This is a genomic window from Pseudomonas typographi, assembly GCF_014694385.1.
In the GTDB taxonomy this organism is placed as follows: Bacteria; Pseudomonadota; Gammaproteobacteria; order Pseudomonadales; family Pseudomonadaceae; genus Aquipseudomonas; species Aquipseudomonas typographi.
Genome location: NZ_JAAOCA010000114.1, coordinates 1 through 761, shown reverse-complemented (window position 1 = coordinate 761; position 761 = coordinate 1). Strand labels below are relative to the sequence as shown.

Annotated in this window: 1 protein-coding gene and 1 pseudogene; both read left to right on the top strand. The window is 53.2% G+C overall.

The window, feature by feature from the left end; translation table 11 throughout:
• Nucleotides 1-616, top strand: a 616-nt coding sequence (locus HAQ05_RS27925) for a hypothetical protein (protein WP_190427628.1), incomplete at its 5' end; no start/stop codon positions are given.
• A 33-nt stretch (nt 617-649) separates the two neighbouring features.
• Nucleotides 650-761: pseudogene (locus HAQ05_RS28915) on the top strand (phage tail protein); the annotation flags it as partial.

Genomic DNA, 761 nt, shown 5'->3' with positions numbered 1-761 from the left:
ATCCAAAGGTTCTGTCACTACCGGCACATCGGGGGCTTACTACTACGTGGATTTGACGCTGGCGTGCGTTGACCCTGTGGTAGCGTTCAAGTGCACCAGCGACTTTGCATATTTGCTTAGCCAGACTGATAACGGTAACGGAACGTGGACGTTTCGGTTCGGTAGCTACTCGCCGGGCCAGACCATAAGCTACTGGCTGTTCGATGTCCCGCCTACGGGCGGATCGACCTACGGGATGCAGGTATTCAACGCGACAGGCAGCCTAGTTTTCGACGCGCTGTACCCGTATCTAAATCCGACGCAGATATACCAAGATACCAGCGGTGCCCTCATCGGTTCTAATGTCACGCTCACCGGGGATGCTGGAAAGACCTATGCGGTAGTGCAGAATTATATGGCGTTGCTGCAATATGTAGGATGGGAAGACCCAAGCGGTGCTGTTGGTCCTAGTACAACTTACAACGTTTCAATGGAAGGCAGTGTTGCAAAGTTTACCTCGGCGAATACTCTGGTTCTCAGCACGTTACAAATATACTACGCAATAACCGGCTCAGTGTCGTACAGCGGCGGGGGCGGTACAGCCTGTTACCTAATGGTTGACGTTACCGGTCTGTAATTAACCCCGCTAAAAAATCCTATTGGAGTAAATATGCCCTGGTACAGATCGGGCACGGTTTCGTGCACGCAAAATTCCACTACGGTGACCGGCACCGGTACCGACTTCGCGGCGAACAGCCGGGTGGGCGATGCCTTCCTTGGTC